Annotated in this window: 16 protein-coding genes; 15 read left to right on the top strand and 1 reads right to left on the bottom strand. The window is 63.5% G+C overall.

The genetic code is table 11. The features are described from left to right. Window positions 1–155 precede the first annotated feature (155 nt). The 4 genes from PAN31117_RS10500 (at window position 156) to PAN31117_RS10485 (ending at window position 10,791) form a co-directional block, all read left to right on the top strand. A complete protein-coding gene (locus PAN31117_RS10500) occupies window positions 156–1,142 on the top strand; it encodes an ABC transporter substrate-binding protein (RefSeq protein ID WP_039393914.1) in 987 nt (328 codons plus the stop codon). Between the two features lie 282 nt (window positions 1,143–1,424). Further along, on the top strand, window positions 1,425–2,333 hold the full coding sequence (locus tag PAN31117_RS10495) for an ABC transporter permease (protein WP_150662043.1): 909 nt from the start codon (window positions 1,425–1,427) through the stop codon (window positions 2,331–2,333). Window positions 2,334–2,335: 2 nt separating this feature from the next. After that, on the top strand, window positions 2,336–3,130 hold the full coding sequence (locus PAN31117_RS10490) for an ABC transporter ATP-binding protein (RefSeq protein WP_150663615.1): 795 nt from the start codon (window positions 2,336–2,338) through the stop codon (window positions 3,128–3,130). A 329-nt stretch (window positions 3,131–3,459) separates the two neighbouring features. Continuing rightward, entirely contained in the window at window positions 3,460–10,791 is a 7,332-nt protein-coding gene (locus PAN31117_RS10485) for an NEL-type E3 ubiquitin ligase domain-containing protein (RefSeq protein WP_174990910.1), read from the top strand. 288 nt (window positions 10,792–11,079) lie between these two features. Here the strand turns inward: PAN31117_RS10485 and rsmI are convergent, their stop codons facing one another. Beyond that, window positions 11,080–11,964 (bottom strand): 16S rRNA (cytidine(1402)-2'-O)-methyltransferase, encoded by an 885-nt coding sequence (gene rsmI / locus PAN31117_RS10480; RefSeq protein ID WP_150738146.1) that lies wholly within the window; start codon window positions 11,962–11,964, stop codon window positions 11,080–11,082. Between the two features lie 65 nt (window positions 11,965–12,029). Here rsmI and PAN31117_RS10475 point away from each other — a divergent pair, with 65 nt between their 5' ends. From PAN31117_RS10475 to soxY, 11 genes are all read left to right on the top strand, one after another. Continuing rightward, entirely contained in the window at window positions 12,030–12,422 is a 393-nt protein-coding gene (locus tag PAN31117_RS10475; RefSeq protein ID WP_370855747.1) for a YraN family protein, read from the top strand. Between the two features lie 131 nt (window positions 12,423–12,553). Next, a complete protein-coding gene (locus PAN31117_RS10470) occupies window positions 12,554–13,141 on the top strand; it encodes a phosphoheptose isomerase (protein WP_039393910.1) in 588 nt (195 codons plus the stop codon). Between the two features lie 120 nt (window positions 13,142–13,261). Next, on the top strand, window positions 13,262–14,059 hold the full coding sequence (locus PAN31117_RS10465) for a BON domain-containing protein (protein WP_150738145.1): 798 nt from the start codon (window positions 13,262–13,264) through the stop codon (window positions 14,057–14,059). Between the two features lie 26 nt (window positions 14,060–14,085). Next, window positions 14,086–14,571, top strand: a complete 486-nt coding sequence (locus tag PAN31117_RS10460; protein ID WP_246189020.1) for a c-type cytochrome — start codon at window positions 14,086–14,088, stop codon at window positions 14,569–14,571. A gap of 11 nt (window positions 14,572–14,582) precedes the next feature. Next, window positions 14,583–15,896, top strand: coding sequence for an NAD(P)/FAD-dependent oxidoreductase (locus PAN31117_RS10455; protein ID WP_150738144.1), 1,314 nt, complete (start codon window positions 14,583–14,585; stop codon window positions 15,894–15,896). Between the two features lie 423 nt (window positions 15,897–16,319). After that, on the top strand, window positions 16,320–17,909 hold the full coding sequence (locus tag PAN31117_RS10450; protein ID WP_246189018.1) for a ShlB/FhaC/HecB family hemolysin secretion/activation protein: 1,590 nt from the start codon (window positions 16,320–16,322) through the stop codon (window positions 17,907–17,909). A 402-nt stretch (window positions 17,910–18,311) separates the two neighbouring features. Beyond that, complete coding sequence (locus PAN31117_RS10445; RefSeq protein WP_150577994.1) at window positions 18,312–18,659, top strand: ArsR/SmtB family transcription factor; 348 nt, start codon at window positions 18,312–18,314, stop codon at window positions 18,657–18,659. Window positions 18,660–18,691: 32 nt separating this feature from the next. Continuing rightward, window positions 18,692–20,104 (top strand): sulfite dehydrogenase, encoded by a 1,413-nt coding sequence (soxC, locus tag PAN31117_RS10440; protein ID WP_150738142.1) that lies wholly within the window; start codon window positions 18,692–18,694, stop codon window positions 20,102–20,104. Next, window positions 20,088–21,335: a c-type cytochrome gene (locus tag PAN31117_RS10435; RefSeq protein ID WP_246189016.1), complete on the top strand. Its 1,248-nt coding sequence runs from the start codon at window positions 20,088–20,090 to the stop codon at window positions 21,333–21,335. Before soxC ends, PAN31117_RS10435 begins: the two co-directional genes overlap by 17 nt. An 81-nt stretch (window positions 21,336–21,416) precedes the next feature. Then, window positions 21,417–21,746, top strand: coding sequence for a c-type cytochrome (locus tag PAN31117_RS10430; protein ID WP_046290128.1), 330 nt, complete (start codon window positions 21,417–21,419; stop codon window positions 21,744–21,746). Between the two features lie 109 nt (window positions 21,747–21,855). Continuing rightward, on the top strand, window positions 21,856–22,323 hold the full coding sequence (gene soxY, locus PAN31117_RS10425) for a thiosulfate oxidation carrier protein SoxY (protein WP_039393898.1): 468 nt from the start codon (window positions 21,856–21,858) through the stop codon (window positions 22,321–22,323). Window positions 22,324–22,345: the final 22 nt, after the last annotated feature.

Here is a 22,345-nt window from a genome sequence, read left to right as displayed (position 1 = left end):
GTCTCGGGAAGTTGCGTTGGCAACCGTTGTTCGCTGCCGGGGATGTGGGTAGACTGTGCCCCACGCGCAGGTGCACGCTTTGTGTGCATCCGAAAGAGGCCCGCCGAGACCCGGGCACGGCGCACCTATCAAGAAGCATTCCTGGAGGAGTTTTGATGTCGACGATGGGCAAATACGCCAAGCGCACCGTGCTGTGCGCGGTGGCCGCAACGTTGTTGGGGACGACCGGCGCGGCATTCGCGGCGGAGACGAAGTCGGTGGCTGTCGTGGCGATCGTGGAGCACCCGGCACTCGACGCCATCCGTGATGGCGCGCGCGACGAACTCAAGGCCGAAGGTTACGAAGTCGGCAAGAACCTCAAGTGGGAATACCAGAGCGCACAGGGCAACACGGGTACGGCAGCACAGATCGCCCGCAAGTTCGTGGGCGACAAGCCGGACGCGATCATCGGCATTGCAACGCCGACGGCTCAGGCCGTGGCCGCTGCCACCAAGTCGGTGCCGCTCGTCTACTCGGGCGTGACCGATCCGGTCGCCGCGCAACTGGTCAAGAGCTGGGATGCTTCGGGCACCAACGTGACCGGCGTGTCGGACAAGCTGCCGCTGGACAAGCAGGTCGCGCTGATCAAGCGCGTCGTGCCGAACGCGAAGAAGGTTGGCATGGTGTACAACCCGGGCGAAGCCAACTCGGTCGTGGTCGTCAACGAGCTGAAGAAGCTGCTGCCGGCCGCCGGCCTGACACTGGTCGAAGCGGCCGCACCGCGCACCGTCGACATCAGCTCGGCAGCGAACAGCCTGGTCGGCAAGGTCGACGTGATCTATACCAACACGGACAACAACGTCGTGTCGGCATACGAGTCGCTGGTGAAGGTGGCCAACGACCGCAAGATCCCGCTGGTGGCTTCGGACACGGACAGCGTGAAGCGCGGCGCGATTGCCGCACTGGGCATCAACTACTATGACCTCGGCCGTCAGACGGGCAAGGTCGTGGGCCGTATCCTGAAGGGCGAAAAGCCGGGCGCGATTGCCTCGCAGACCAGCTCGAATCTGGAACTGTTCGTCAACACGGCGGCTGCCGAGAAGCAAGGCGTGAAGCTGTCGGACGACCTGGTGAAGGAAGCCAAGACGGTCATCAAGCAGTAAGCGACTCACCCGCGACTCACGCGCACCACGACGGTTATCCCGCTGTGGTGGTGTATGCGTGACACCGGTGCTGCGGGCTAGCGCCTGCAGCATTGGCGAGCGACAGGGCGGCGTCCGGACACGATCTGTCCCCGCCGCTCTTTTCCTATCGAACGGGCGAGATGGCTCCCCCCGAAACGCGGTCGCACAACGACCGGCTATGACCTGAACTGGCCGACTCGGCCGTGCGGGCGCCGATGCCGAGACCCGGCATGGGCCGTCTTGCGCAGTGGAATTACGAACATGTCCTTTTTCTCGATGATGGGCGCTCTGGAGATCGGTCTGATCTTCAGCCTTGTGGCGCTCGGGGTGCTGATCTCCTTCCGCATCCTCAATTTCCCCGACCTGACCGTAGACGGCAGCTTTGCGCTTGGCGGCGCAACGGCCGCCATTCTGATCGCCGGCGGGGCCAATCCGTTTGTCGCAACGCTCGTCGCCATGGTGGCCGGCGCTGTGGCGGGCTTCATCACCGGCTGGCTGAACGTGCGCCTGAAGATCATGGATCTGCTCGCCAGTATTCTGATGATGATCGCGCTGTACTCGGTCAACCTGCGTGTGATGGGCGCGCCGAACGTACCGCTGATCACGTCGCCGACGGTCTTCACGATGCTGCTGCCGGAGAACGCGCCGGACTGGCTGCCGGACTATGTGCTGCGTCCGCTGCTGCTGCTGGTGGTCGTGGTCGTGGTGAAGCTCGGTCTGGATTACTTCTTCTCATCGCAACAAGGCCTCGCGATGCGCTCTACCGGCGCGAACCCGCGCATGGCGCGTGCGCAGGGTGTGAACACCGGTCGCGAGATTCTGGCGGGCATGGCGCTGTCGAACTCCCTCGTGGCGCTCGCAGGCGCGTTGTTCGCGCAGTCGCAGGGCGGCGCTGACATCTCGATGGGGATCGGTACCATCGTGATCGGTCTGGCGGCGGTGATCATCGGCGAGACGATTCTGCCGGCGCGACGCCTCATCCTCACCACGCTGGCCGTGGTCGTCGGGGCCGTGCTGTACCGCTTCTTCATCGCACTTGCACTCAATAGCGATTTCATCGGTCTGAAGGCGCAGGACCTCAACCTGGTGACGGCCTTGCTCGTGGCGGTGGCACTCGTGTTGCCTGCGACGCGTCGCAAGCTGTTCCCGCGCAAGAATGGAGGTGCCTGATCATGCTGAGCGCAAAAGACCTCAAGATCACTTTCAACCCGGGCACGCCCATCGAAAATCGCGCGCTGCGCGGTATGTCGCTCGATATTCCGACGGGCCAGTTCGTCACCGTGATCGGCTCGAACGGTGCAGGCAAGTCGACTTTCCTGAACGCGATCAGCGGTGACCTATCGGTGGATTCGGGCACGATTTCCATCGATGGCAGCGATGTCACGAAGAAGACGGCATATCAGCGCGCGAATCAGGTGGCGCGTGTGTTCCAGGATCCTATGGCGGGCACGTGCGAAGCGTTGACCATCGAGGAAAACATGGCGCTGGCGGTGAAGCGTGGCGAGCGTCGGGGCTTTCGCATCGCCCTGAACAAGGATCTGCGCGAGCGTTTTCGCGAGAAACTCAGCCTGCTGAATCTCGGATTGGAGAATCGCTTGTCGGACCGTATCGGGTTGCTCTCGGGCGGCCAGCGTCAGGCCGTGAGTCTGTTGATGGCGTCGCTGCAACCGTCGCGCATTCTGCTGCTCGACGAGCACACGGCCGCACTCGATCCGAAGACCGCGTCGTTCGTGCTGGAACTGACGGCGCGCATCGTGCAGGAGAGCAAGCTTACGGCGATGATGGTCACGCACAGCATGCGCCAGGCCCTCGACTACGGCGAGCGGACCGTGATGCTGCATCAGGGCAAGGTCGTTCTCGATGTTTCGGGCGAAGAACGTAAGGGACTGGACGTGCCGGATCTGCTGCAGATGTTCGAACGCACGCGCGGCGAACAACTCGACGACGATGCGCTGTTGCTGAGTTGAACGGCGTCTGAGACGAGAGAAAACCCCCGGTCGAACCGGGGGTTTTTTTGCGCCTGCGCAGTTTCATATTTGCGCCAAATCCCCATTCAAATCGGGCAATTTCCGCGCGGGAGACAGATCCTGAAAGACGCGCTAACGCATTCACAAAAAAATCCTGGCTTTCGAATTTGGATTTTTAGTGTCTTATGCTTAACGTCTCAAATGGTGTTCCCAGTACGTCGGCTGCGTTGCATCAGTCACGCCTCGATGCGTCTTCGCCTGTCGTTGCAACACCTTCCGACGACCGGGCGCACTCGCTTTCGATAGCCCGTCACGATCCCTGGCCCACCATGAAGCGTGACGTACTGTCGTGCTTCGCGGTCCTTGGGGCGGCGGCGGGTCTTGCCAGCGGCGGTGCACCGATTCTTGGCGTCGGGTTGGCGCTTGGCGGTGCGTTCTCCGCGTTGCTCAAGTGGGGGCCGACGAACTCGGCTGCGCGGGAAGCGGCCTTTCAGGAACTCGTCGCGGAAATGCGCGCGGCCGGCGTTGCCAGCAACGACATCGACAAGCTCATCGGCGTGTGTCGAGACAACCTGTCGCATGGTGCGATGCTTCACGCCATCTTCCCGGAGTTGTCGGCACGGGCACTCGCTTCGTGGCTCAAAGACGTCGAACGACTCGACGCGCACCGGCTACTCGACTTCGGCAAATTGGTCTTCCAACTGCGACACGCGCTGAATCTCGCACCGCAGCGCAATCCCGACGAAGTCTTGCGGATGCTGCCCGTGGGCTACTGGGTCGGCTCGCAGGAAGTGGAAAACGCCAGACAGTTCGATCCGAGCAAAGTCGGCGTGGAAAAGCCGCTGGCGATGGCAACGCGAGAAGTGCTGTCGCACTTCTACGGCAAATTCCGTCCCACGTCGGTCGATCCACAGCTGGTTCGCGCGGCCGGGGCCGAGCGTGCGGCGGTCGAACACCGGGATGCGCGCGCATGGATCGAGAACAACGACACCCGCGGCATGGACGCCGGCCTCGCCGAACTCGCGCTTGGCAATTGGCAGGCAAACGCCGCGCAAGACGTGCTGCGGGCCAAACGCGACACGATGCTCGCACAGCAGGACATCATCAAGACCGGTACGCAAAGCCGCCAGTTGGGGCGTCAGGCGCGGGCGATCGAGCTACAGCAAGCGCTGCTGAGCGAGCACAACCCGGCGAAGCGCGATGTGCTGCGCCGCGAATTGCACGAACTAAAGCAAGCGATCGGCCTCTGGCAACTGACCAAAGGCGAGCGCACCGCCCAACACAGACAACGTGTCGGACTCGCACCGTTCGCTCCTCCAATCCTGCCGGAACCGCGCCGCTTTGACTTCGTGCAGGATGCTCTGGCGTGCGACGAAATCGGCAACGGCATATTCGTGGGCGACGGACCACTCTCGATGGCCACGTCCGCAGCCCCCCGGCATGGTGGTGCGTTGCAGTCGGTGTCGCGCGCGTTAGGTCACATCGGCCGCCCGATCGGCGCGTTCGTAGCGTCGATATTCGCGCCGGATCCGCCCGACACCCGATCCGCCGATGTGGAGCAAGGCACACCTCTTGCGGAGTTCCGCGATGGCAGGCCGATCCATGCGCCCGCCGACATCGAAGGTGCGGTGCGGGTCGTGGAGGCGCCGCAGAGCAACATCGGGACGTGGGTCGCGGGGGGATTGACGATGACGTTAGGCGGCGCCTCTCTCTACGCTGGCTATGAATGGTTGCGCAGTCGCGGCCTGTCGCGCGAACAACCGTCACCGGCTTCTCAAGCCGGTCGGCCTGCACCTGCGCTTACGTCACTGCAACGAGCGCTGATCGACACGCTGACCGGCAGCGTTCACGCGAACGGGAACGGGACGTGGGGTTCCACGCTCGACGCCATCACAGCCATCCTGCGCGGCGTGCCCGATCCTCACGCGCCGCAAGTGATCGCCAGTGTGACGGAAGTGCTGCGTCTGGATTTCAACAACGTCGCTGCGGTATACGCGAACGACTTCAATAGGCCGAACCTCATCGACGGCTTCGACGGCTTCGACGGCTTCGATAGTCTTGGCGACGCTAACGATTTCGTTGAATTCGACGTGCCGGACGACGTCGAGGTTCTGCCGCGCCGGAGATTGCGCCGCGCCGTCGACGCGAGCGGTACCGCGCAGAAGCTGGAACAGCAGCGCACCGAGCAAGCGGAAGATCGCGCGACAAAGGCGCGCGTCGTCGAGATCATCGACGCCGTCGCTCAGTACCAGCAATCGGCGTCGGCAAACGACGAGAAGCTGCTTTTCGGCGCGCTGCCCGCCCATTGGCGCACCGATCCGGCGCTGGACTGGCTATCAAGGGCGCCCGAGTCGGAGCAGAAACTCTGGGTGCACGCGGTGCAAAAGGCTAACGATCGCTTCGACAGTTTCTCGAAAGCCATCAACGACGCGCAACCGCTCGATGGCATTTACGCCGCGTTTGCGAACCTGGGGCTCGACGGCTTACCCGCCGCATGGTCGGTCACGTATCCCGTCACCATCCCCGGTATTCCGACGCCTGTCACCGCTCGCCAAACCCTCATCGAAGCTTGTCTGGCGGGCGATACGCGACGCGATCCGCAAAAGTTCGAAGGCTTCATCGACGGCGTGCCCGCGTCAGCGGACCAGACCCGACGCATGCGTGAATTGCTCGGTGCCAGTGAGTGCCGCACGTCGTCGCAAGAGCGCCTGACATCGATGACGTCCAACATTCCATCGCTGAAGATCCACCTCGCTGCGTTCCTTGAGAGCGAACTTCATCGCGATATTCTGGAAGCCAAGCTCAAAGGACATCTGACGGGAGGCAGAGACGCGTGGGTTCGCGCGCTTGACCTGATGCACAAGGCGATAAGCGATGCGCCGGACGTCAGCGTCGGGGAATTGCGCCTCGCACCGCCGGGCATGACGGAAATTGCGCTGGCCCCCTGGCTGGTCTTCACCGACAAGCCGCGTCCGGACGCTGATCCGAACAACTGTGTCGTGTTGTACCGGCCCATTGAAAAGACTTGGTCGGTATTCAACAGTCGACAAGAGCTGTTTCAGTACCTCGACGTGGCGCGCATGCGCAACGCGCTGGCCGGTGAGATGAACCCGGCGACGATCACGACCGGTGGTGACGATGCGCTGCGCTTGCTGCCGCAGGTCGCGCTCGAATCGGCTGCGCCGCGCGATCGCACCGCGTTGCGCAAGTTTTTCCAGACGCAAGCCGAAAACCCGGCGAACTGGAAGCCCGAGTACCTCCGGTTCGAGGCGTACGAGGGCGAGCGCCTCACCGTGCGCATGCAGGCGTGGGCGCAGCGGCAACTGGAGCTGCATACGCAACAGCTCGAACCGCTGGCGAAAGTGCCGGGTCTGACGTCGCAACTGGTCGATGCCGCTGCGCTTGAGCGTCACTTCAAAGCCTACGAGGACGAACATCTGCCGCCGCTGCGCGAATTTACGCGTCGCATGGAGAGTGCCAAGCTCACGCGCGGACTGCGCGGTGAGGGACTGTCCGATCTCGGTGAAATCGACGCGGACCAGGTTTTCATCGACTTCAACGGGCGCAACATGACGGTGACGGATTGGGTGCTCGAAGGCTATCGCGGGCACGGCGACAACGTGCTTGCGCACACGAACAACTTCCAGCTTGATGCGCAGATTTCGGCCGAGAACGCGGAGGTCGCGGCTCGTCTGAGCTCACCCGCGTACAAGCAAAGTCTTGAGAGCAACCTGCGCGCGACCTATGCAGGCGATGCATTCATCAGGCATCTGCGTGACTGGCTGGCATCGACCGACGCCGAGTCGCAGACATTTCGTCTCCTGACGCAAGCCGCGATTCGTACGCAATTGCGGGTGACACTCTCGCAGGAGATCGCGAACGGCCGTATCGGGCAGCAGGATGCCTCGTGGATGACGGCGCTCGTCGATGGCTTGCCGCAGCAAGTCGCGAGCGGGGATACCTTCATCAGCGAAATGTCGATCGGCGATCGCCGCATCCCAGGGCTGCTGGTGTTCACGCAGCGTAAGCGTTCGTCGAGCGATACGGCAGGTGAGGTGCTGCGCCGCGATTTCGTGTGGTTGCCGGAGGGGCCATACGGCACCGAATGGCTGCCGCTGGATGAATATCGCAAGGTCATGCATCAGTCGCCGTACGACGACGACTTGCGTGAGCGGGTGCTCCGCAGGGATCGCGTCGTGATCGACGACGCGTTGAACCACGGCCAGGGCGTCGATGCTTCCCGCGTGAAGACGCAGGCGCTGACGGATTTCGCAAGCTTGAGTGACCGGCGTCTGCTCGACCGCATCTCTAACGCGCAGGAAAGCACCACGAGCCGTGCGGAAGTGATCTGGGGCGAGGTGGTGAAGGGGCTTCGATATGCGGCGATGCCGCTTTGCGTCGCGACGACAGGCGGCGCCGGTTTTCTGCTGTGCGGGCTCGATACGGCGGTGCTCGCCGGTATCGATATCGAGAGCGCGGTATCGAACGCCCGCCGGGGCGACATGAGTGGTGCGCTGCTCGACGTGGCGTTCCTGTGGGCGGATACGCTCGATATCGGGCAGGCGCTGCGTGTGGTAAATCCGGTGCGTCTGCTCAAGTGGGCGGGGAAGGCACACTTCGCCAACGCGAGGGAAGTGAGCGATGTGCTGAATCAGGTCAAGGGCCAGCGTGCGGCGTTCGACGATGCCGGGCATTTGCGCGATACATTGGCGCGTCACGGGATCGATATCGGGGCCGCCCGCCCGACACCGATCCGCACCGGCACAGTGAGCGGCGGCGTGCGTTACGAACACGACGGGCGCGATTACATCAAGGACCGCGGCCGCGTGTTCGAAGTGTTCTCCGACAATGCGTGGTCGACAGTGCGCGTGCGTGATCCGCAGCGCTTGAACGGGCCAGGTGTGCCGGTGACGTTCAGCAACGGCCGCTGGCAGTGGGATGACGGTGGACTGCTCGGGGGCGCGCCGACGTCGGCCAAACGTCCCCGGATTGCCGACCCTGTCAATTATCTGCTCGACCTCGGCATGTCCGCCCGCGATGCACGTGTTTTCCTGGATGCCTTCGTTTTCCCTCCGGGAGTAGAGGGTTCGCGACGCCTTGCGCTCGTGCAGGAAATGCACGGCGGGCTGAAAGTCCCGGACTGGGCGCGCCGCTATGTTCGCGCGTCCGAACGCGGGCAAATCTTCGGCATCATGGGTCAGACGCCGGTCGAGGTACTGGGGAAATCGGCGGGTGCCGTTGATTCGTCATTGCGGCTGAATCGGGATCAGTTTGAATTCCCGAACGCCGCCATGTGGGACTGGTTCGATCTGGCCTTGTCCAGGCGGGAACGCCCGATGTGGGCGGCGAAGTATGCGAAGACCGTCGACGGCATGTTTGCCCCCGAGGAGGTGCTGGCCGCCAAGGGAGTCTTCGATAGTCCTGAGGCGGCGGACCGATATCTGTCCTCGTTCGACGCGCTCGATGCGTCTGCGCGCACGCGTTTGGCCAACGACCGTATGGGGCTCGGACGCACACCGGAGTGGGCTTATCCGTACCTGCGACAAACCGAGGCGATGTCGGTGCACAGGAGCGAAGGGATGACGGCGGAGCAGATGCTCGTCGCGTCCGGGGAGTTTGCGAGCGATAGGGAAGTCCGCGATTACCTAAGTCAGTTCGACATTTCGGCGATGCAGATAAACGGTGACGCACGCGAGTGGCTTGCGCAACGACGGTTGCTCTCCGGCTCGACGCCCGTCGAGCTGGGTCAGTTTCTGCGAACGCCTATCGATACCCGCAAACCGGCATCGAAGATGCTGGTCGATGCCGGGATATTCCCGACACAACGAGCGGCGAGCGAATACCTGGCGAAGTTCACGACGTACAGCCCGCTCAGGGGAAAGCTGTCGACCGATCAGGTCAAACAGATCGCATTGGCGCGCATTCTTGAGGGCGTGCCACCCGCATGGTCGTTCGAACGGGTACAAGCGGAAGACGTGCTGGCGCTGTTCGGACCGAATCGGATACCGCGCAATATCGGCAGTCTGACCATCCATGCATCGGAAGTGGGTCGTCTGGAACTGCCGACGGTGATGCCACACCTGAGAACTCTGCGCATTACTGGCCCCATCGATCTCACACTGCCCGTGGAACTGCCGAGGATCAAGTCGTTCGTCCTCAAGGGCGTACGGGTGCCGCGTGAATTCAGCATGCCTGTCGCGGGACGCGCGACCGACGTCGTCATCGATGCGACGAATGCGCACACCATCCGCATTCCCTATGGCTGCCACGGGATTCGCAATCTGGGGATGGACGGCAATTCCGCGCTGCGCTCCGTCATCGTAGAGTCTGCGCCGCCGGGCGCCGTCAATGCGCTGAATGCGCTGCCCAACGTCCTGGTGGTCGAAATTTTGAATAACCGACGGCTTCAGGAGATTGAGCTGCCGCTTGAATTGCCTGCGCTGACGACCCTGAATCTCGCGGGCAACGATCTGACGCGATTTCCGGTGACCTCCGAACATCGCATGAATACGATGCGAACCCTCAATGTGCGCAACAACCGTATCGCCACGCTCGGCGGGTTACCGCACGCGCCGAACTTGCTGACGCTTAATCTGGACCGAAACCAGTTCACCAACATTCCCGCGTCGGTGGCGGGCTGGCGTGGCGAAAACCCGACGGCGAACCTCTTCGCGCGGCGGCTCAACGTTTACCTGGAAGAGAATCCGATTCCCGAGGAACGCATCACGCAATGGGCCGCGCGTCCGCAAGTCAATAACGACGCGCGAATCTATTTCTCGATGGCGAATCCGTTTGCCGATCTGGCGGCGCGCCCGCTCGCCGATGCCGTGTTCGACTGGTTCCCGGCGCTGACACAGGACGCACATCGACAGGTATGGGAGGCCTTCGCGAAGGAGATGAATGCGAAGGACTTTTCCGCGTTCCTCGATCGGTTGCGTCGCACGGTGAATTTCAACGAGCCGACATTCCGTGCGCGGGTGCGGAAATGGCTGGAACGGTTGGAGACCGACAAGGCGCTGCGCGACGATACGTTCCCTGTCAGCTTGTGCGCGACCGCGTCGTGCGAAGACCGCGTAACGTACGCCCATGGTCAGATGAAGCAGGTGTTGCTAGCCTCCGATGCTGCAAACGGCGTGTACAACGACGATCCGAAGCTGCTGCGAGAGACCATGCGCGGCTTGTTCGACCTTGAGGTTCTCGAACGGATCGCGCGCGAGAAGTTCAGGGCGATGGGCGGTGGCGACGAAATCGACGTATATCTGGCTTATCAGGTGAAGTTGCGCGGTCCGCTGTCGTTGCCGACCGATGCGACCGACATGCGTTATTTCGCGATCTCGGGCGTGACGGAGGCGGATCTGGTGGCCGCAAAGGCGCGAGTATTGGCCGAGGAGAAGACGCATTTCGACGCTTACCTGTCGAACTCCGCCCCCATGCAGAAAGCCATCAAAAACAAATATCCGGAGGCATTTGCGAAGGCGGAGGATGCTTTGACCGACATCACAGCGGATGCCGAGGCGTTTGAGCAGCGGGTGAAGGCCCACCTGAAGGACACCGGCATGGAAGACGACGCCGATGCGATTCGCGAAGCTGGCCCGGTCGTCTTGCGGGCGTTGACGCACGAGTTCTACGGCCCGCTGGTCAGGGATCTGCTTGAGGGCTAACCGCTCATGCAAATGCCCCCGGTTCAGCCGGGGGCATTTGCGCACCGATGTCAATCGCTCGTTGGCGTTGCGGTAGACCTTATGCAGGTCATAAGTCGTCAAGCTTCGAACTCATCGGCGTTTCGCCGGCGCGTGAACGGATCATCCGCTTGCGCGCATTGGCCGAGACCCTGAGAACGAGTCAATCATAGGTCGTTTGTCGATGCCCGGCTTTGGGAGATGGCCGAGAATCCCACCAGAGATTTCCGATTTTTTCGTGCTTGAATGCGGCGGCCGGACGTGTCGCGATCAGCCGTTTTTAAGCGCCAGCGCCCGCTCGTACAGCGCGTTCTTCGGTGCGCCCGTAATCGCGGCCGCGAGCTTGGCGGCGCTCTTCGTCGGCAGTTCCGCGACCAGCAACGCGAGGACGCGCTGCGCCTCGGTATCCACGCCGTCGTCGCTCTCGCTGGCTGCTGCACCCGACACCGCCAGCACGAATTCTCCGCGCTGACGGTTCGGGTCCGCCTTCAACCACGTGACACCCTCGCTCAGCGCGCACTCGTGAATGTCTTCGAAGCGCTTGGTCAATTCGCGTCCGATCAGCAGGCGACGCTCGCCGCCCAGCCCCTCGGCCAGTGCCGCCACCGTCTCTACGATCCGGTGCGGTGCTTCGTAAAACACCTGCGCCGCCGTTGCCCCGGAGAGGGCAGTAATCGCCTGAGCGCGTTGCTGCGACTTCGACGGCAGAAAGCCCACGAACGTGAACGTTTCCACCCACGCGCCCGCCGCCGACAGCAACGTGATCACCGCGCTTGCGCCCGGCACAGGCACCACGCCGAGGCCCGCCGCGCGCACCGCATCGACCAGTCGTGCTCCCGGATCCGAGATGCCCGGTGTACCGGCGTCCGAAATGTAGGCGATGCGCTCGCCACCGCGCAAGCGCTCCACGAGCCGCGTCGCTGCTTCGTTTTCGTTGTGCTGATGGGCCGCAATCAGCGGCTTATCGATGCCGTAACGCTGCAACAACAACGCGCTGTTGCGCGTATCTTCACAGGCGATGGCGTCGACCATGCCGAGGATGTGCAGGGCCCGCACGGTGATGTCGGCAGTGTTGCCCAACGGTGTGGCCACCACATACAGGGTGCCCGGGGGATAGTGCTGACCCTCGGCCAGCGACATCAGTCGCTCATCCATTGCATCGGCCTTCCATATGTGTGGGCACCGGCATGCGGCGCATGTCGTGCATCGGAATTCGGACAGTGCCGGCCTTGCCGGTCACGGAAAACATCGGAACAACCATGTCGAATCAGCTAGGAGTTTCGTTCGAGGGGCACGCGCAGGCGCTATTGGAGCGGCGCGGCTGGCGGCTCGTCGCCCGCAATTATCAGTGCCGGGGCGGCGAAATCGACCTCATTATGCGGGATCAAACCGGTGTGCTGGTATTCGTCGAGGTGCGCGCCCGTGCGCGCAGCAACTTCGGTGACGCGGCGCAAAGCATCACGCTCGCGAAACAGCGACGCCTCACACTCGCCGCCCGGCACTACCTGCTGCGGCGTCCGGCGGCGCGATGCCGCTTCGATGTGGTGACGTTCGACGGGCGTCCGCCCGTGGTGCACTGGCTGCCCGACGCCTTTCGGACGGACGATCTCTGAGCGAGCGCGTGCCCGAACCCTTGCCCGCTGGCCCTGTTACACTTGCGAAATCGCCGCTTTTCAACCCTGACGGCATCTGAACGCCAGCCCACGCAAGGCTGGCAGCTTTTGCGACACCCTGGCAAACGACCATGTCGATCGAACGAATTCAGCAACACTTCACGGATAGCGTCGAGACCAAGCTGGCCGCGCGCGACGAACTGGCTCACCATATCGCCGCCGCGGCGGACGTCATGGTCGAGGCCCTCGCCAACGGCAACAAGATTCTCGCGTGCGGTAACGGTGGCTCGGCCGCCGACTGCCAGCACTTCGCTGCCGAACTCGTCGGCCGCTTCGAGCGCGAACGCCCCGAACTGCCGGCTATCGCCCTGACCACGGACTCGTCGATCCTGACGGCCGTCGGCAACGACTACAACTTCGACGTCATCTTCTCCAAGCAGGTCCGCGCGCTCGGCCAGGAAGGCGACGTGCTGCTGGCCATCACCACGTCGGGCAACTCCGGCAATGTGCTCAAGGCGATCGAGGCCGCGCACGAGCGCGGCATGCATGTGATCGCGCTCACGGGCAAGGGTGGCGGCAAGACTAACGACGTGCTGGGCGAACTGGATGTGCACATCTGCGTGCCGGCCCAGCGCACGGCCCGTATTCAGGAAGTGCACCTGCTCACGATTCACTGCCTGTGCGACCTGATTGACTCGATGCTGCTTGGCGACGAGTGAACCTATTGTCATCTTAAGGCGTCAAGATCATGTGACGGGCACCGGGTCGCGGGGGCGAGCGGTGCCGACCGGGCGCGGCGGGGGCCGTCCCGTCCGAACATCCTGGAAGGAGAAAGCCCGATGAGTTTCCGACGCGCCCAAAGCGTTCAAAGTCTGCAAAGTCTGATTAAGCCGCTGATCGCGGCAGCCCTGATTACCGCAACCCTCGCCGGTTGCGCCCCCATCATCCTCGGCGGCGCCGCGACAGGCGCACTCGTCGCCACCGACCGTCGCTCGGTCGGCGCGCAGACGGAAGACCGCGAGATTCAGGTCAAGGCCGAAGCCAACATCGCCAATACGCTGACCGACGATGCCGTGCATGTGAACGTGACCGTCTTCAACCGTCGCGTGCTGCTCACCGGCGAAGTGCCGAACGACGCGACCAAGCAGGCGGCCGTGAACATCGTCAAGCAGATCAGCAACGTGCGCGGCATCGTCGACGAACTGGCCATCGGGCCGAAGAGTTCGTTCGGCTCGCGCTCGAACGACGCGTGGATCACCAGCAAGGTCAAGGCGAACCTGATCAACACAAAGGAAATCTCGGCCAATGTCTTCAAGGTCGTGACGGAGCGTGGCGACGTCTATCTGATGGGGCTGGTGTCGCAGGAAGAGGGCACCATCGGCGCGAATGTGGCGAGCCGCATCGACGGCGTGCAGAAGGTCGTCAAGCTGTATGAATACGTGAAGCCGGAAGAGGCGCAACGCCTGTCGACCGAAGCCGAGAAGAACCCGGCGCCGGTGCAGGAGGACGCTAATGCGGCCACGGTCACGACCACCCCCATCGGCAACGACACCGTGACGGCCAAGCCGCTCTCGTCGCCCGCGCCGATCAGCGAAGGACCGGTCAAGCCGGGTCCGTCGAACAAGACCGGCAACTGATCGACGTAGCGCTGCGGAGCTTCTCCTTGCGCATGCTTGCCGGGCATTGCCCGGACACACGCCGCCGCAATCGTCCCCTTCGCCGCAAGGCGACCCGGACGATTGCGGCGGCGTTCGTTTTGACGGCAAGCCTTGGGTTTGCCGTATCGGGTGTTGCATCGGCGGACGAGGTGTTGCCCGCTTCGGGCGTACGTGCGGCATCTCCGGTGTACGTCGCACCTTCGGTGGCGCAGTCTTCGCGCGCCGAACCGGACTGGCAGGCGCGCGATTGGGCGATGGCTTGTATGAGTTGCCACAATGCATCGGCCCCGGTGAGCGCGGGTAAGGCGACGCTATCCGCACTGGATGGGCGCCCGTCGGCGGAACTGATGGGCTCGCTCCGGGCCATGCGTGACGGAAAGCGTCCCGCGACGCTGATGCCGCAACTGCTCAGGGGCTATCGCGAGGACGAATTGCAGCGCATCGCCGCGTACTTCGCTGCGCAGCCCAAACCCTCTCCATCGTCTCGATAGTCCGCCCGCGTATGCACCGCCGCCAATTCCTTCTCGGCCTGAGTTCGACAGCCGCGTTCGCCGGGACGGTCGGCATGTCCAGCCCTTGCACCGCATTCGCTGCGCCACTATGGCCGACGCCTGTCAAAGGCCGCGCCCGCGTGGTCGTCGTTGGCGGTGGGTTCGGCGGTGCCACGGCGGCCAAGGCGCTGCGCGTGCTCTCCGGCACCACGATCGACGTCACGCTCGTGGAACCGAATCACGCCTTCGTTTCGTCTCCGTTATCGAATCTCGTCGTCGGCGGCAACTTGCGTGTAAGCGACCTCACGGTGCCGTACGACCGGCTCGTGTCGCGGCACGGCGTGGCCTGGCGACGCACGCGTGCCACCGCCATCGACGCGGCGCGCAAGCAGGTCAAACTGGCAGACGGCGCGAGCCTCGCCTACGACAAGTTGATCGTCGCGCCCGGTGTCTCGCTTCGTCGCGACGCCATCGCCGGGCTGAACGACGCCGCGATGCGCGAGGCGCTGCCCGTCGGCTGGACGGACGCCCGCGAGAGCGCCACGCTGCACGCGCGGCTGAAGGCGATGCCCGACGGTGGCGTGTTCGCCATCACGATTCCCGAAGCGCCGTTCCGCTGCCCGCCCGCGCCGTACGAACGCGCGTGTCAGGCGGCGGCATGGCTGCGGCAGCACAATCCGCGCGCCAAAGTCATGATCTTCGACGCCAACGACGAGGTCCTAGCCGAGGCGGAGCAGTTTCATGACGTCTGGCGAACGCAATTCGCAGGCATGGTCGAGTACCACCCGCAGTTCAACTGCACGGAGGTCGTGGCCGACGGCAAGACGCCGCTGGCGCGCTTCGAATTGGGCGAGGAAATCCGCGCCGACGTGCTGAACGTCATTCCGCCGATGCGCGCGGGTGACATCGCCGTGCAAAGCGGACTGGCGACGGCCAACGGCCGCTGGTGCGACGTCGACTTCCTGACCTTTGCGTCCGCTGCGCAGCCCGACATCCATATCCTCGGCGACGCCATCCAGATCGCGCCGCAAATGCCGAAATCGGGTCACATGGCCAATCAGCACGGCAAGGTCTGCGCGGCGGCCATCGTCGCGACGCTTTCCGGTCGTCCGGTGAATCCCGAGCCGCTATACAGCAACACTTGTTATACGTTCGTTTCGTCCGCCGAAGCGATGCACGTCGCCAGCGTGCATCGCTATGACGCAGCGCAGCACACCATGATGCCGGTGCAAGGCACGGGTGGCGCATCGTCACGGGCCACGCGAGAGGAATTCGCGCTGGGACTCGCATGGGCGCAGGGCATCTGGGCAGACATGCTGGCCTGACGCCACGTTCCGGCGGGTTTTGGCGACATCCAACACGGTCGAATCGCGTTTGGAGGGGAGTCTCTAAGCGGCGCAACCTACGTCCTTACGACTTGCCCGACGCACGTGTTGTCGGCGCGCTGCAATCCCCCGGTTTCCCCCGTTGACGGGGCCTCACCCCTCGCGGTTACACTGGCTCCACGAAAAAATAAGCGTTTGGGGGGCATAGGGATGGCGTATCGCCAGGGAGAGTCCCGTCTTGCGTCACGCGTCACGCGTGAGGACTCGGTCAAGTCTGTTCGCAATCGTCATGTCGTACATCGCAATTCTGTACGCCGAAGTGCCGTACGCATTGCCGAGATTGTCGCCATATCGCTTTGCTCCCTGAGTCTGCTCGGCACGCAATACGCCTGGGCCGATGCCAGTCCGGTGCGCGGCGATCCAATGCAGAGTCTGCCGAAGATCGAAGCACCCAAGGCCGCACCGGCCACCATCCACATTCAGCCGCCGACGCAGGAAGACGCGCTCAAGTCGTTGCTCGCGCGCAAGATCACCCCTCAGCGTTTCGGTATCGAAGGCGTGAAGTCGCTGCCGTTCGATCAGATCGCGGCGCTGTTCTCGCCGATGGCCGGGAAGGAAGTCACCATCGGCGATCTGGTCGAGAAGGCCAATCAGGTCACGAAGATGTATCAGGACGCGGGCTACCTGCTGTCGTTCGCCTTCGTGCCCGCGCAGGATTTCAACGACGGTTTCGTGCGCGTGACCATCGTCGAAGGGTATATCTCCGGCACGAAGATCAGCGGCAAGCCCGGGCCGTCGGAGCCGCGGCTGCGCGACATCGCCGCGCACATCGAGGCGGAACGCCCGCTCAAGCGCGCGACGTTCGAGCGCTATCTGAATCTGCTCACGCTCGTGCCCGGCATGAAGATCAAGGCCGACGTGCAGCCGCCCACGCAGACCGATGGCGCGACCGAGCTGTCGCTCGACGTTCAGCGTCAGCCCGTCGCGCTGGGCACATCGCTCTCGTATAACAACCCGGGCATTCGCGGTGTTTTCACCGTCACGAGCAACGCGCTCACGCCGCTGGGCGAACAGATCCAACTGACGGCCATCGCTCCGAAGGGACACAACGACGAAGAGTTCTACGCGGCGTCGTACTTGCAGCCGCTGGGCTCGAACGGGCTTCAGGCGCGGGTCGATGCCTCGCACTATCGCGGTCAGCCGGACGATCAGGCGCTCGCGGGCCTCACGCGTCACCTCGACACCAAGCGCGTCGCGGTGAGTCTGTCGTACCCGATTCTGCTCAACAACCAGCGCAGCCTGACGGTCAGCGGCGGCATGTATGGCGTGAACTCACGCGACCGTTACGAAGTGCCGAACTCGCCGAACAACATCAACTCGCAGACGAACGTTCGCGCCGGGCAGGTGCAACTGGCGTACAACGAAGTGACGGAAAAGCAAACGCGCAGCGCCACGCTGGGCGTGTTCAAGGGCTTTAACGGGATGGGGGCGAGCCAGTCGTACACGACGCAGCCCGCGGGCATACAGCAGATTCTCGGGCCGTACGATCTCGCCTTTTGGCGCTTTAACCTCGACGCCAAGCAAGGGGTGGTGTTGCCGTGGGACTTCGGCGTCGTCGTCTCGGCGGGCGCGCAGTACAGCAGCAACACGTTGCCGACGTCCGAACAGGCCACGTTCGGCGGTCAGCGCTACGGTCTGGGCTATCCGGCTGGCGAAATCGCGGCGGACAAGGGCTGGGGGGCGTCCATCGAGCTGAACCGCATGTTCCGCACCGACTTCCGGTATCTGAAGACGGTTCAGCCGTATCTGTTGCTCGACACCGCCCGCGTCTATCTGAACGCCGGTCAGCTGTTCCACAACCAACTGGCGTCCGTGGGCCTCGGTGTGCGTATCTCCGACAGCAAGTACTACACGCTTGACCTGTCGGTCGCCAAGCCGATGGCAGACGCGCCGACCAACTCACCGAACCGCCCGCTGCGCTTTAACGCGAACTGGTCGTATCAGTTCGAGTAAGCGGGGGACGGCCGGGTCCGGTAGCATGCTGCGGGGCGACGCTCGTGCAATAGCTGCATGAGCGTCGCCCCGACTGTTTGTGTCGTCCCTCATCAATTTTCTTATCAGGTTTTTCCCTGATGCCGACGCTCCCTCTGTCTTCGTGTGTTCCGACGCGTCTTCCGACGCCGCTGGCGACGTGCGTCTCGCAGTCGGTTGCAGCGTCGCGCGCTATATCCCGCGGTATACACGGAAACTTCGCATTTTCGGACGCTCTCGATCATCGCGTAGCCGATAGATCGGTGTCCGATATGTTGCAGTGCAGCTTGCTTCCTTCGCCTGTTATTTTGATTATCCGTATATGCGTATGTAGGCATATACGAAATTCTATGTGCCTTCGCACGAACTTGAAGACTGACCGTCATGGAAGAACTCGATCGCGTATTCGAAAAGGTGTCGCACTACTTCAGCCTGCTGTCCGAGCCGACGCGGCTGAAGATCCTGCACGCGCTGTGCGGAGGCGAGCGCTCGGTGAACGAGGTGGTGACGGAAGTGGGTTCGTCGCAGACCAACGTGTCCCGGCATCTCGGCGCGATGTATCAGGCGGGGGTGCTCTCGCGGCGTCGCGACGGGAACCAGGTGTACTACACGATTGCGGATACCGGGGTGGTCGAGATCTGTCGCGCCGTGTGCGTGCAGGTGGCCGGCCGCATCGAGGAGGAGGCGCTGCCAGAGCGTGCCGTCGATGGCTTCATGCCACGCGGAAATTAATACATAAGCTGTAACCCGCCAGTGTCCTCGCGATGCTGGCGGATGCCACAAAACGCGAGGAGACAGGGGTGAGCAAGACAAGCGATGGTGCATCGCGAGCCGGCCGTTTGCGCCGTGCTCCGGAGAATTTCATCGACGGCACGTTCGCTGCCGACGTCACGCGCGACGGATTGAATCCCTCGCGACGTGGCTTTCTGCAACGCAGTTTCCTCGCCGCAGGCGCGGCACTCGCGGGCGGTGCGGCGTTTGCTGCCGACGCGCCCAAAGGCGTGCCGCGAGCCGGCGATCCCATGATTCTCGAGCCGCGCCCGTGGGCTACGTCGCTCGGCCAGCCGGTGGCGGCGCGTCCCTATGGCATGCCGTCGAAGTTCGAGGCGAACCTGCAACGGCGTCAGTCGCCGGGGCTTACGCAGACGGCGCAGGCCTCCGTCGCCTTCACCCCCCTTCAGGGCCTGTTCGGCATCATCACGCCCAGCGGCCTGCATTTCGAGCGTCATCATCAGGGCTGGCAGGAGATCGATCCGACGCAGCACCGGCTGATGGTGCACGGCCTCGTGCGCGAAGCGAAGGTGTACACGATGGACGACATCATGCGACTGCCGTCCGTCTCGCGCATGCACTTCATCGAATGCGGCGCGAACACCGGCATGGAGTGGGGCAACGCCGCCGTGCCGACCGTCCAGTACACGCACGGCATGCTGTCGTGCTGCGAGTTCACCGGCGTGCCGCTGTCCGTGTTGCTCGACGATGTGGGCGCCGACACGAAGAAAGGCCAGTTCGTGCTGGCCGAAGGGGGCGACGGCTCCGGTATGACCCGTACGATCTCCATGGAGGCGGCGCTCTCGGACGTGCTCGTCGCCTGGGGCATGAACGGCGAAATGCTGCGCCCGGAGAATGGCTACCCGCTGCGTCTGGTGGTGCCGGGTGTGCAGGGCGTGTCATGGGTGAAATGGCTGCGTCGCATCAAAGTCGGCGATGCGCCGTGGAATACCAAGGATGAAACCAGTCACTACGTCGATCTGATGCCGGACGGCCAGCACCGTCAGTACACGTCGATTCAGGAGTGCAAATCCGTCATCACCTCGCCCTCGGGCGGACAGGCCCTGCTCGACCGGGGCTACTTCAATGTGACGGGCCTTGCATGGTCGGGCAGAGGACGGATCAAACGCGTGGACGTCTCCACCGATGGCGGCAAGTCCTGGCGCACCGCGCGGCTCGAATCGCCGGTGCTCCCGAAATGCCTCACGCGCTTTAACTTCGACTGGCAGTGGGACGGCTCACCCGCCTTGCTGCAAAGCCGTGCCGTCGACGAGACCGGCTTTGTGCAGCCGCGCTACCGGCAGCTGCGCGAAGTGCGCGGCACCAAGTCGATCTATCACAACAATGCGATCCAGACGTGGCAAGTGGCAGCGAACGGGGAGGTGACCAATGTTCACGTCGACTGAGCGTATGCCCATGCGCGTGTCCATGAGAGCGCTGCGCCGTCGCGCGCAATCCATTGCGATTGCCGCGCTCTGGGCCGGTGCGCTGACCGTGGCGGGATTGACCGTCGCCACGTGGTTTGCAACGCCTGCACACGCCGCGAAGGCAACGCAGGCGTCGCAGGCCGCATCCGTATCGTCGGCGACGCCAGCATCCCCTACCAAGGCCCCGGGCGGTATCGGACGTGACGCCACACCCGCCGAACTCGGTGCGTGGGACATCGACGTGCGTCCCGATTTCAAGGGGCTCCCCAAGGGGCAAGGTTCGGTCGCCGACGGGCAAAAGCTGTTCGATGCGCGCTGCGCGTCGTGCCACGGCACGTTCGGTGAGAGCAACGAGGTCTTCAATCCACTGGTGGGCGGCACGACGGCCGACGATATCAAGACGGGTCACGTCGCCTCGCTGCGCGCGAACAATCAGCCGGTGCGCACCACGCTCATGAAGGTCGATACGGTCTCCACCATGTGGGACTACATCCGTCGCGCCATGCCGTGGAATGCGCCGCGCTCGCTCACGCCCGACGAGGTGTACGCGGTGACGGCCTACATCCTGAACCTCGGCGAGATCGTACCGGCGGACTTCGTGCTGTCGGATAAGAACATCGGCGACGTGCAAAAACTGATGCCCAATCGCAACGGTATGACGCGTGCGCACGGCATGTGGCGCGTGGGCGACAAACCGGATACCCATAACAAGGCGTGTATGCAGGATTGCCCTGAGGCTGGTATCGTGACGTCCGCACTCCCTGCGTACGCCCGCGACGCACATGGAGATCTGGCCGCGCAAAACCGGGTCATCGGCCCGGTGCGTGGTGTCGATACGAAGCTGCCGCCGCTGTCGGGTACCGCCGCGCAAAATGCGTCGGTGCGCAGGACTGCGGCTCTCGCCACGCTCGGTATGGCGAGTCCGGACGCGCCGGCCCAAACCGCCGCTGCGACGTCACCGGCAGCAACGCTTGCGGATAAGAACGGTTGTCTGGCCTGTCACGGCGTTACCGACAAGAAGATCGGGCCCGCCTTCTCGGAGGTCGCCGCCAAGTACCATGGGCAGTCGAATGCGACTGATGTACTGGTGGCGAAGATACGTGCCGGAGGTGCCGGTAATTGGGGCAGCATGCCTATGCCGCCGCAATCACAGGTTGCAGAGACCGATATCCGTACGATGGTCGACTGGATTCTTCGTGGTGCACATTGAGCGGGCAGGGTGTCCGACGGATGCGCCGATTCTCCAGGCCGCCGCAGGACCCCGTCCCCAACACAAACCGAAGGAGTAAGAATGAAGAAGATGCTCATCGCTGCGGCCATGCTCGCCGGTACCACGCTGGCTCATGCAGGTGTCGATGTCGCCGCTGCGACCAAGCTCGCGCAAGCCAACGCCTGTATGGGTTGCCACGCGGTCGACAAGAAGCTCGTGGGCCCGTCGTATCAGGAAGTCGCCGCCAAGTACAAGGGTGACAAGGATGCGGTGGCCAAGCTGGTCAAGAAGGTGAAGAGTGGTGGTTCGGGTGTCTGGGGTCCGATCCCGATGCCGGCACACCCGAACATGTCGGATGCTGACGCCAAGATCCTGGTGGATTGGGTTCTGGCCGGCGCCCCGGCGAAGTAAGTCAGGGGCAGGGGGCTCGCCGGAACATCGGACGAGCGAACGGCGGCCGGCGTCACGCATGAAGTGTTCAGACGTGCGCCGGCGGCCTTCAAAGAGGAAACACACAGAGATGAACCAACAGCGACGCGACATGCTGCGGTTTTCCGCGGTAATGGGACTGGCGGTGGCCGCCGGGCTGATCAAGCCCGAAGAGGCCCGCGCGGCACAGGTGGAATGGAACAAGGCGGCGTTTGCCACCAAGAGCGTGGCCGATACGGTCAAGGCGCTCGGCGGCACGAGCGCGAGCCCCAGCGACCTGGTCGTGCTGACGGCTCCCGACATCGCCGAAAACGGCGCGGTCGTGCCGGTGGCCGTCACGAGCAAGGCCCCCAATACGCAATCGATCGCCATCCTGATCGAGAAGAATCCGAACACGCTCGCCGCGTCGTTCGATATTCCCGATGGCACCGAGCCGTCGGTCACCACGCGCGTGAAGATGGGCCAGACGTCGAAGGTCTACGCGCTGGTCAAGGCAGACAACAAGTACCTCGTGGCCGAGAAGGAAATCAAGGTCACGCTGGGTGGCTGCGGCGGTTGAGCGACGCATCGTATAAGGCTAG

Origin of the sequence: Pandoraea anapnoica (genome assembly GCF_902459765.1) — a bacterium.
Classification (GTDB): domain Bacteria; phylum Pseudomonadota; class Gammaproteobacteria; order Burkholderiales; family Burkholderiaceae; genus Pandoraea; species Pandoraea anapnoica.
The sequence above is the reverse complement of the archived record's forward strand: the minus strand, read 5'-3'. Positions and strand labels throughout refer to the sequence as shown.

Excerpts from the sequence above, each read along its gene's own strand:
- PAN31117_RS10500 (WP_039393914.1), top strand. The coding sequence starts at position 156 with ATGTCGACGATGGGCAAATACGCCAAGCGCACCGTGCTGTGCGCGGTG.
- PAN31117_RS10495 (WP_150662043.1), top strand. The coding sequence starts at position 1,425 with ATGTCCTTTTTCTCGATGATGGGCGCTCTGGAGATCGGTCTGATCTTC.
- PAN31117_RS10490 (WP_150663615.1), top strand. The coding sequence starts at position 2,336 with ATGCTGAGCGCAAAAGACCTCAAGATCACTTTCAACCCGGGCACGCCC.
- PAN31117_RS10485 (WP_174990910.1), top strand. The coding sequence starts at position 3,460 with ATGAAGCGTGACGTACTGTCGTGCTTCGCGGTCCTTGGGGCGGCGGCG.
- rsmI (WP_150738146.1), bottom strand. The coding sequence starts at position 11,964 with ATGGATGAGCGACTGATGTCGCTGGCCGAGGGTCAGCACTATCCCCCG.
- PAN31117_RS10470 (WP_039393910.1), top strand. The coding sequence starts at position 12,554 with ATGTCGATCGAACGAATTCAGCAACACTTCACGGATAGCGTCGAGACC.
- PAN31117_RS10465 (WP_150738145.1), top strand. The coding sequence starts at position 13,262 with ATGAGTTTCCGACGCGCCCAAAGCGTTCAAAGTCTGCAAAGTCTGATT.
- PAN31117_RS10455 (WP_150738144.1), top strand. The coding sequence starts at position 14,583 with ATGCACCGCCGCCAATTCCTTCTCGGCCTGAGTTCGACAGCCGCGTTC.
- PAN31117_RS10450 (WP_246189018.1), top strand. The coding sequence starts at position 16,320 with ATGCAGAGTCTGCCGAAGATCGAAGCACCCAAGGCCGCACCGGCCACC.
- PAN31117_RS10445 (WP_150577994.1), top strand. The coding sequence starts at position 18,312 with ATGGAAGAACTCGATCGCGTATTCGAAAAGGTGTCGCACTACTTCAGC.
- soxC (WP_150738142.1), top strand. The coding sequence starts at position 18,692 with ATGCTGGCGGATGCCACAAAACGCGAGGAGACAGGGGTGAGCAAGACA.
- PAN31117_RS10435 (WP_246189016.1), top strand. The coding sequence starts at position 20,088 with ATGTTCACGTCGACTGAGCGTATGCCCATGCGCGTGTCCATGAGAGCG.
- PAN31117_RS10430 (WP_046290128.1), top strand. The coding sequence starts at position 21,417 with ATGAAGAAGATGCTCATCGCTGCGGCCATGCTCGCCGGTACCACGCTG.
- soxY (WP_039393898.1), top strand. The coding sequence starts at position 21,856 with ATGAACCAACAGCGACGCGACATGCTGCGGTTTTCCGCGGTAATGGGA.